Below are 9779 nucleotides of genomic sequence, written 5' to 3'. Positions count from 1 at the left end.
CCTTCTCCAGCTATCCGTTTTCTATCCAGAGCGTATTGGTCAGCATTTACCCTGAATCATCAGGTCAATCTCCCTTATGGGAGATTCCTTATAAATGAGTTTACACAAAATTATTGACAGACCCAGGATCTATAGTCAATTATTCCTCTGTGTTAATTTTGTTTGTGTGGATTGACAGTATCGCAGGTGCGAAGCTTGCCGATATTGTAGCCAAATGCAAACCGATGGCCGTGATCAAAGGAATATAACGTTAACCAGTAAGCCCCTCGCTGTCGGATCTCGGCGAGGGGCATTTGTATGAAATGGAGAAGCTGGGACTCGAAGCTAGTAATCGAACCTGAAAATGGAAACCTCGTGGAATGTTTTACGTAAAAACATTCATAAGGAGGGATATGTATGCTAACTTTGGCAGAAGAATTTTTGCTTCTGGCGTATGATGACCACAAAGGAACACCGCGTGTGCCCCAATACGGCCTCCCTTATGGCCTTGCGGGAGCGGTTCTGATGGAGCTGGCTCTGCGGGGCATCGTCCGTCAGGAAGACAACAAACTCTATCTGACTGCTGCTGAGAAGATCGAAGCGGATGCTGAATTTGGACCTCTTGCGTCGTATGTGAAGGAAAAGTCGGATCAGCTTGGCAGACCCAAATCCCTGAAATACTGGGTGCTAGGATTGGGTAAACAGGTTAAAAGGACCGCATACAGACCTTATCTGTTGGAACGGTTGAAAACGAAAGGCTTACTGACATCCAGGAAAGAAAAATACTTTATTTTCTTTACGATGACCGTATATCCCTCTATAGATGTGGGTGCGAAAGAAGAGATTCGCAAGCGAGTCAGAGAAGCCGTTCTGGATACATACACACCAGTCGATGAGAGAACGACCATGCTGATAAGCCTTTTGAAGGCATGCCGCGCAGATCGTCATCTCTTCAGCCAGGCGGAGTATAAAACGGTCAAGCAGCGCATGACACAGGTGATGAAAGAGGAGCCGTATGGCCATGCAATATCCAAGGCGATCCTTGAATTGCAAGCGTCCACGCAAGTGTATGAATAAGTGAAGGGTGGAAAAGGAGTACGCAATAATAAACGAAAAGCGCAAGTTTCTGGTTTTGTAACCATGGAACTTGCGCTTTTTTGAATAGAAACGTGAATAGGACGATGAGGTTTATTTGCTTTCTTTAATGCTGATCTTTATACGTTAATCGAATCAGCTTCAAGCTGCCCTCAAGAAATACTTTCTCTCTCTCCGTTAATTTCCCGAGCGGTTCTTCTGGAAGGAACTCAAAATGATCGACTCTCCCTAATAGGTAATCTGTAGAAGTATGCAGTACATCAGCCAACTGAATGAGCATGTCATTCGAAGGGCTGCTATGTCCATTCTCGTAGTTGCTGATGGTCGATTTGGTTGTGTTGACTAGCTCGGCCAATTTTTCCTGGGAGTATCCTCTTATTTTTCGAATCGTTTTTAATCGGTTGAGAAATGTATTCATGCTTAATCCTCCAATCCAGGAGCGAATTGCTAACTTTACTCCTATAGTAATGAAAGGAGAATGTTCATGATATGATGTACAATAAAATCACTATTATCATTTATAAAGTACAATTATATGGTACTATTTTGTGTGAAGAGATGAAAAATACAAAACGATCAGAAAGGAAGGCTATTTATGTTTTTAGGTCATTTACATATCGTTTGGGTCATAATCGGTTTACCTGTTCTAGGATTGACGATTTTATTGGAAATAAACTTTAGAAAACAACAAAGAAATAAAAATCATGATGTGCATCCAGACAATGAGAAAGAAATATCGAAAAGAGGGTGAACAAATAAAGGAAAATCAATGACAGACAAAGAATACAGATATTGTCGTAATTTGATGAACAATGAAATAATGGGGGTGAATAGATGTACATTGCCCATATACGCAAGCAGGATCAGGAGAATCAATCTGTAGAGACTCACTTGGATGAGGTAAAGGAGCTATCAGAACAGTTTGGTCAAAAAATAGGCGTGAAATACTTGGCCGGATTAGCTGGTTTATTGCATGATCTAGGAAAAAATACGGAAGCATTCAAACAATATATTAAAGCTGTCGTAGAAAATCCAGTTGAAGCACCGAGAAAAGGTTCTGTGGATCATTCAACAGCAGGAGGCAAGTTGCTGTATGAATTGTATTATCGGGAAGAGGCAACTTTGTATGAGAAGTTGGCAGTAGAGTGGACAGCTATGTGTATCATTTCACATCATCAGGGATTGAGGGACTTCTTGACACCACAACTGACTTCGACTTTTTTGGAGAGGGTTTCTCATAAAGAACTACCGGAGTTTAATCAAGCTAGAGAGACATTTTTAAATCAGCAAATGACGGTAGAACAGTTAACCGACTATTTTCATCAGGCAGTTGAAGAAATAAAAACAATCATTGGATTGATGAAAGAAAATACGCTTCATCCGATAAGCTTGTCACTGGTGATAAAATATATCTTCAGTTGCCTGATTGACGCCGATCGTACCAATACGAGGAAATTTGAAGAAGGGAACAGTCAAGGAACTCGCTTTCAGAGTAAGCCTTACTTTCAGGATCGGTACGAGGCTTTACTGGAAACTGTAACAGCATATCAGAATGGTGAAGATTCAGACCATCCTATAAACCGATTAAGAAATGAGATGTCCATGCAATGTGATCAGTTCGCTTCCCGACAACCTTCCGGAATTTATACGTTGTCTATCCCTACGGGTGGAGGGAAGACTCTTGCCAGTATGCGATATGCACTTAAACATGCAGTCACATATAACAAAGAAAGAATTATATACATCGTGCCGTATACCACGATCATAGAGCAAAATGCAGAAGAAGCTAAAAGAGTTTTGAGGGATAACGCCAATATTTTGGAGCATCATTCCAATATTATTGAGCAGGAACCTGCTGATCTATCTGGGGAAGATATCGCTGCTTATCAGTCCCTTCACTTAGCTAAAGACAATTGGGAAAGTCCGATCATATTTACAACGATGGTACAGTTCTTGAACACGCTTTATGGCAAAGGAACGAGAAATGTTCGAAGACTGCACCATCTATCCAATGCGATTCTGGTATTCGATGAAGTGCAGGCTGTTCCTGTCAAATGTATCTCGATGTTTAATGAAGCGTTGAATTTCCTGCATACCATCTGCCATTCAACCATTGTATTGTGTACGGCTACACAACCTGCTCTTGATTTTGTTGAGCATGATTTGAAGATTGCTGCAGATGCAGAGATCATTCCGAATCTGGATAAGGTGAGTGCAAGTTTTAAACGTGTTCGGGTAGAAGATCGAACACGTCCGTCTGGTTATAATGTCTCGGAGCTTAACGTGTGCATTCAGACGGAACTCGACAATGTAAGATCCGTTCTTGTGATCCTCAATACAAAACGTGCTGCAAGAAAGCTTTATGAAGCCTTGCAACAAAACGAGAAGGACGATGATTCGCCTGAAAAAGGATACAGGTTATTTCATCTTAGTACCAACATGTGTCCGGCCCATCGCAAAGATGTATTACGCAAGCTAAAACAATCACTGAGTGATGGCGAAAGGGTTGTCTGTGTAAGTACCCAATTGATCGAAGCGGGCGTGGATATCAGTTTTGAATGTGTGTTTCGTTCTCTGGCGGGACTGGATTCGATCGCACAGGCTGCTGGACGCTGCAACAGACACGGTAAAGACCCAATTCGAAACGTATATATCATAAATGTCAACGAAGAAGACATCACAAATTTGAAAACCATTCAGGCAGGTTCTGATATAACCAAGAGGGTGTTGGACGAATATAAAAAAGATCCGGATTCATTGGGTCATGATTTATTGTCTCCACAAGTGATGAGAATGTATTTCTGTTATTACTTTCATCGCATGAAAATAGATATGCATTATGCGATACCCGTGTTGGAAAATCATATGATCGATCTATTGGGGAGAAACAGCCGATATACTTCTGCTTTCAAGAATGCCCATGCAGAGCATCTTCCTATTCTCAGTTCACAATCCTTTGCAACAGCGGAGAAATATTTTAATGTGATTGATCAACCTACTACCTCTGTGTTGGTACCATACAATGCTGAAGCGAATGAACTACTGGTGGAACTTAACGGAGATATGAATACGGACAGGTTGGGACAAATACTAAAGCAGGCTCAGCAGTATACCATTAATATTTACAAGCATGAAATGGACAAGCTCGAGAAAAGTGATGACCTTTATGTACTGTTACATGGCAGTGTGTATGCGTTAAGAGAAACCGCTTACGATTCAGAAATTGGATTGGATTTGGAAAGTGGGAATGGCTGGAGTGTGGAAATCCAATAACGAAGAAGAACCCTCATATTAAAGGGTTCTCAAATGATAATCTATAATTTTCAATCCACGCGGGTTCCATTAGCTGTGACCAGCGACAATAGAATTGTAGCACATTCCTACATGAAGGAAAAGATTGAATTTAATTGGAAAAATCATCTTTACACTATTTGGTTTTAATGATACAGTATTTTATAAATGATAATATATAAGAATGAAATCAGGAGGTGGAAAATGAGGAATCAAATTGAATTTGAAGTCTTCGGAAAATATGCCCTTTTTACAGACCCGTTGACAAAGATCGGAGGAGAGAAATTCAGCTACCAAATCCCGACCTACCAGGCATTGAAGGGGATTGTGGAAAGCATATACTGGAAGCCGACACTAGTTTGGGTCATCGATGAAGTCAGGGTGATGAATCCCATCCAGACAGAATCAAAGGGAATCCGACCTATTGAATATAGCGGAGGCAATACACTAGCCTACTACACTTATCTCAAAGACGTCCGTTATCAGGTCAAGGCTCATTTTGAATTTAACCCCTACAGGGAGGATCTGGCGTATGATCGCAATGAACACAAGCATCATAATATTGCCAAGAGAGCCGTGAAAGCTGGAGGCAGAAGGGATATCTTCTTGGGAGCGAGAGAGTGCCAAGGCTATGTCGAGCCTTGCCATTTCGGGGAAGGGAAAGGTTACTATGATGAGGCGAATGAAATAGCATTTGGTGTGATGGTACATGGTTTGAACTATCCGGATGAAACAGGGCAAAATGAACTCCAGACTCGTTTGTGGAAACCCGTGATGAGAGATGGCGTTATCCGCTTCATACGCCCAGAGGAATGTGAATATGCTCGTAAAACAGGTGAAAAAGCTGTGAAATCATTCCATTCAAATGAGTTGCAATCCGTTGATGAACTGTACAGGGAGATCTTTCAGGAATGAGGTGACAAAGTGACCTGGTTAACCCATTTATATGAGACTTATGAAAATAACACGCAAGCAATTGGAAGGTTCGAGAAGAAAAAAAATGATCAGGAATATGCACTGCTCCCGGTCTCACATACGACACAGAATGCGCATATTGAAGTTGCAGTGGATGACAAAGGCGAGTTTGTCTCAGCGCATGTGGTTGAGAAACAACATGCCAGCACCATTATTCCCTGTACGGAGGCCTCTGCCAACCGGACAAGCGCACCCGCCCCGCATCCCTTGTTCGACAAACTGTGTTATGTAGCTGGAGACTACAGGGAACATGGCGGTGAGATCAAGAAAGGTAACCCGCATGCAGACTACCTCATGCAGCTGCAAGCATGGTGTGAATCTCCCCATGCTCACCCGAAGGTACAGAAGCTCTACCAGTATTTAAAGAAAGGGACACTGATCGCAGATTTAGTTCGCGCTCATGTGCTGCATGTAGACGAACAGCGACAATGGATAGACAAATGGAATAAGGAATGGGAAATGAAAAGAGGGGAAAAGCCAAATATTTTTCAAGTCATCACGCAGTCACAAAGTGATGCTTTTGTGCGCTTTTCCGTTCATATCGTAGGCGATGTGGAACCCCGACTTTGGCGGGACAGAACGGTGCAGGAGTCGTTTGTTGCTTATTATCAAGAACAGCTCGATGATACGGAACTTTGCTATGTATCAGGAGAGAAGCTGCCAGTGGCTGACAAACATGCTTCGAGGATCAGGCATGCTGCGGATAAGGCGAAGCTTATTTCTGCCAATGACAACAATGGATTCACTTTTCGTGGAAGATTCAAGCAATCTCGAGATGCAGCAACAGTAAGTTATGAAGTTTCACAGAAAGCTCATCATGCACTCAAGTGGTTAATTGCTAAACAGGGCTACACCATCGACGAGAAAGTATTTCTATTTTGGGGCACAGAGGATGTACATGTTCCTGATCCAATTTCTGACCTGGATTTTTTATATGAGGGCATGAAAGGAATAACAGACAATCAGGCTGATCTTACCCATCAGGAGTTTGCCAGACAAGTCAAACTGGCGCTAGGCGGATATAAGAGTAAACTGGACTATCGCTCCAACGTCATCATCATGATATTGGATGCGGCTACAACTGGAAGGTTGTCTATCGTATACTATCGGGATTTGAACAAAGAACTGTTTTTAAACAGAGTGGAGCAGTGGCATCAATCATGTACATGGTTGCATCAATACAAAAAAAATGAGGAGAAACAATGGATTTCATTTATCGGAGCGCCTGCAACCAGAGATATTGCCTTTGCAGCATATGGACCAAGAGTAAATAACAAAGTGGTAAAGGATCTGATTGAGAGAATGCTTCCGTCCATCATAGATGGAAGAAAGGTACCGCTGGATATTTTGCGAAGCGCAGTTCAGCGTGCTTCGAATCCTGCTGGTTTTTCTGATTGGGAAAAGAGTGGGAGATGGGAATGGGAAAAAACGTTAAGCATCACATGTGCGCTAGTCAATAATTATGAAAAGGAGGATTTCAACGTGGCATTGGATGTAAACAATACGACGCGAGACTATTTGTTTGGCAGATTGCTGGCCGTTGCCGACGTCCTGGAAAGAAGTGCGTTGGATAAAGAAGAGAAGAGAGCGACCAACGCTATTCGCTACATGAATGCATTCTCCCAGCGCCCCGCCAGAACCTGGCAAGTGATTCAATCCAACATTCAGCCGTATCAAGCGAAGATGGGGTCAAGAGCAAACATATATAATCGCCTGATAGATGAAATTGGAAACCAGATAAAGCCGGAAGAATTTCATGACAAGGCTTTAAAAGGATTGTATTTGCTAGGTTTCTATAGCCAGAGATATGAGTTGTATCAGGGCGGAAAAGGAAAGAAAACCATTTCAGCGGATGAAATAAATGTAGAAAATCAGACTGAAGGAGCGGAAGAAAATGAATAGACTGGAGCATAAAATTGACTTTGCAGTTGTGATGACCGTTCGAAATGCCAATCCGAATGGAGACCCACTGAACGGAAACCGACCCAGACAAAACTATGATGGTTACGGGGAGATTTCAGATGTTTGCATCAAGCGAAAAATACGCAACCGGTTACAGGACATGGGTGAATCGATACTCATTCAGTCGGATGAAAGGAGAAATGATGCCTACCGCAGCATTAAGGATCGTGTAGAAGGACACGAGGAAGTTCAACAATTTGCAAAAGGAAAGAAGACAGACAATATCCTGTTCGCAAAAGCCGCCTGTGAGACTTGGCTGGATGTACGCAGCTTTGGTCAAGTCTTCGCATTCAGTGGATCAGATGTGTCCGTTGGAATTAGAGGTCCTGTCTCTATACATACTGCAACAAGCCTGGACCCGATAGATATTTCCAGTATGCAGATTACAAAAAGCGTGAATGCCGTAACTCAAAAAGACCCGGACAAGAAAAGTTCGGATACAATGGGGATGAAGCACAGAGTAGATTTTGGTGTATATATTTGCTACGGCAGCATTAATACCCAATTAGCTGAAAAAACGGGATTTACACATGAAGATGCGGAGAAAATTAGGCAAGCCCTCATCACATTATTTGAAAATGACACCTCTTCCGCACGACCGGACGGAAGTATGGAAGTGAATCAAGTGTATTGGTGGGAACATAACTCCAAAATGGGGCAACACTCTTCTGCCAAGGTACATCGTTCCTTACAACTTCGATTAAAGGACGGGGTAACGGAGGCGAAATCATATGACGATTATGTAGTGGAACTGGCATCCCTTGACGGTCTGGAAGCCATCGTATATGAAGGACTATAAAGAAGAGGATTATCTGCTTCTATCTGGCATCCAGCATTATCTGTTTTGCAAAAGACAGTGGGCTCTTATCCATATTGAACAACTTTGGCAAGAAAATGTCCGTACCATTGAGGGTGCATATCTCCACAAACGTCCAGATCAACCGTTCATTCGGGAAAAAAGAGGAGAAAAACTGGTCGTAAGAGCTATGCCGGTTCATTCAAGAGAAATGGGCATAACCGGAATATGTGACGTGGTTGAGTTTGTGAAGCAACCGGAAGGGATTACCCTCGCTGGAGAAGAGGGATGCTTCGTCCCAGTGCCAGTAGAATACAAACGTGGGAAACCTAAAAAAGATCAGTCAGATATTTCTCAATTGACTGCCCAAGCAATGTGTTTGGAAGAGATGTTAGTATGTGAAATCAAGACAGGATACATGTACTACCATGAAATCAGACATCGCGAAGAAGTGATATTTACAGATGAATTAAAAGGCAAGGTGAAGCAGTTGTTTGCAGACATGCATCATTGCTTTCAGACCCGCCATACACCGCGAGTCAAAACAGGACGACATTGTCAAAGCTGTTCCCTTCAAGATCTGTGTGTACCGTCCTTGATGAAAAAAAGGTCTGTCTCCAGTTACATTGAAGGGAGGATAAATGAATGAGAAAGCTGCTGAATACATTGTTTGTTACGTCGGATGATGCGTACCTGTCCCTGGATGGAGAAAATGTAGTGATACGCAAAGAAGATCAACCTAATGCGAGATACCCCCTTCATAATCTGGAAGCTATCTGCACCTTTGGATACAAAGGCACGAGCCCCGCTCTTATGAAAGCTTGTACAGAGCGGAATATCTCCCTCACTTATTTGAATAAAAACGGTAAGTATTTAGCGAGCGTGACGGGAGAAACAAAAGGAAATGTTGTGCTGCGAAAAGAACAATATCGCATATCAGATGATGACTATCGCAGTGTTGTCGTTTCCAAAAACTTTATTCTAGGAAAAATATATAATCAGAAATGGATCCTCGAAAGAGCGACCCGAGATTACCCGCTTCGAGTAAACGTGGACAAACTGAAAGAAGTTTCACGTTCTCTAAGTGATTCATTGAAAGTGATGCGAACAGTAGAACGATTGGATATATTGAGAGGTATGGAAGGACAAGCTGCTGTACAATACAATTCCGTATTTAATGAATTGATTTTACAGCAGAAAGAACATTTTTCCTTCAAGGGAAGATCCAGGCGTCCGCCATTGGATCTCGTGAACGCTTTATTGTCCTTTTGCTATACCTTGCTGTCAAATGATGTGAAGTCTGCTCTGGAAACCGTGGGGCTTGATCCTTATGTTGGTTTTATGCACCAGGATCGACCAGGAAGGGCTTCATTGGCGCTGGATATGATGGAAGAATTAAGAGGCGTGTATGCAGATCGATTTGTGCTATCGTTGATAAATAAGAAAATAGTGAATCATAAAGGGTTTCAGTATAAGGAAAATGGTGCTGTCATCATGAATGATGACACGCGTAAAAAATTGATCGTAGCCTGGCAGGAAAGAAAACAAGATAAAATACAACATCCCTTCCTGAATGAAAAGATAAATTGGGGGCTTGTACCTCATGCACAAGCCTTGTTGCTGGCCCGATATATCAGAGGAGATCTGGATGAATATCCTCCATTTTTATGGAAGTAGGTGA

7 protein-coding genes and 1 pseudogene are annotated in these 9779 nt (G+C 42.3%); 7 read left to right on the top strand and 1 reads right to left on the bottom strand.

Annotated elements, in window-relative coordinates:
- Positions 1–396 precede the first annotated feature (396 nt).
- On the top strand, positions 397–1056 hold the full coding sequence (locus ACFSUC_RS13695) for a GOLPH3/VPS74 family protein (RefSeq protein ID WP_379930179.1): 660 nt from the start codon (positions 397–399) through the stop codon (positions 1054–1056).
- 235 nt (positions 1057–1291) lie between these two features.
- On the opposite strand, the pseudogene ACFSUC_RS13690 reads toward ACFSUC_RS13695, so the two are convergent.
- Positions 1292–1492 (bottom strand): annotated as a pseudogene (locus ACFSUC_RS13690) (helix-turn-helix domain-containing protein); the annotation flags it as partial.
- A gap of 416 nt (positions 1493–1908) precedes the next feature.
- Between ACFSUC_RS13690 and cas3 the strand changes: the two are divergent.
- The 6 genes from cas3 to cas1c all read left to right on the top strand — a co-directional run bounded on the left by cas3 (position 1909) and on the right by cas1c (position 9775).
- Positions 1909–4347, top strand: a complete 2439-nt coding sequence (gene cas3, locus ACFSUC_RS13685; RefSeq protein WP_379930178.1) for a CRISPR-associated helicase Cas3' — start codon at positions 1909–1911, stop codon at positions 4345–4347.
- Positions 4348–4569: 222 nt separating this feature from the next.
- Positions 4570–5280: a type I-C CRISPR-associated protein Cas5c gene (gene cas5c, locus ACFSUC_RS13680; RefSeq protein WP_379930177.1), complete on the top strand. Its 711-nt coding sequence runs from the start codon at positions 4570–4572 to the stop codon at positions 5278–5280.
- Between the two features lie 9 nt (positions 5281–5289).
- Positions 5290–7242, top strand: a complete 1953-nt coding sequence (gene cas8c / locus ACFSUC_RS13675; RefSeq protein ID WP_379930176.1) for a type I-C CRISPR-associated protein Cas8c/Csd1 — start codon at positions 5290–5292, stop codon at positions 7240–7242.
- A complete protein-coding gene (gene cas7c / locus ACFSUC_RS13670) occupies positions 7235–8101 on the top strand; it encodes a type I-C CRISPR-associated protein Cas7/Csd2 (RefSeq protein WP_379930175.1) in 867 nt (288 codons plus the stop codon). The genes cas8c and cas7c overlap by 8 nt, the downstream gene beginning before the upstream one ends.
- Positions 8088–8747, top strand: coding sequence for a CRISPR-associated protein Cas4 (cas4, locus tag ACFSUC_RS13665; protein WP_379930174.1), 660 nt, complete (start codon positions 8088–8090; stop codon positions 8745–8747). Before cas7c ends, cas4 begins: the two co-directional genes overlap by 14 nt.
- A complete protein-coding gene (cas1c, locus tag ACFSUC_RS13660) occupies positions 8744–9775 on the top strand; it encodes a type I-C CRISPR-associated endonuclease Cas1c (RefSeq protein ID WP_379930173.1) in 1032 nt (343 codons plus the stop codon). The genes cas4 and cas1c overlap by 4 nt, the downstream gene beginning before the upstream one ends.
- Positions 9776–9779 lie beyond the last annotated feature (4 nt).

It is taken from the genome of Marinicrinis sediminis (genome assembly GCF_042685085.1).
GTDB classification, from domain to species: Bacteria; Bacillota; Bacilli; order Paenibacillales; family KCTC-33676; genus Marinicrinis; species Marinicrinis sediminis.
This window is presented reverse-complemented; position numbering and strand designations above follow the sequence as displayed.

Bases quoted from the DNA above. Each gene is read 5' to 3' on its own strand.
- ACFSUC_RS13695 (WP_379930179.1), top strand. From the start codon at position 397: ATGCTAACTTTGGCAGAAGAATTTTTGCTTCTGGCGTATGATGACCAC.
- cas3 (WP_379930178.1), top strand. From the start codon at position 1,909: ATGTACATTGCCCATATACGCAAGCAGGATCAGGAGAATCAATCTGTA.
- cas5c (WP_379930177.1), top strand. From the start codon at position 4,570: ATGAGGAATCAAATTGAATTTGAAGTCTTCGGAAAATATGCCCTTTTT.
- cas7c (WP_379930175.1), top strand. From the start codon at position 7,235: ATGAATAGACTGGAGCATAAAATTGACTTTGCAGTTGTGATGACCGTT.
- cas4 (WP_379930174.1), top strand. From the start codon at position 8,088: ATGAAGGACTATAAAGAAGAGGATTATCTGCTTCTATCTGGCATCCAG.
- cas1c (WP_379930173.1), top strand. From the start codon at position 8,744: ATGAGAAAGCTGCTGAATACATTGTTTGTTACGTCGGATGATGCGTAC.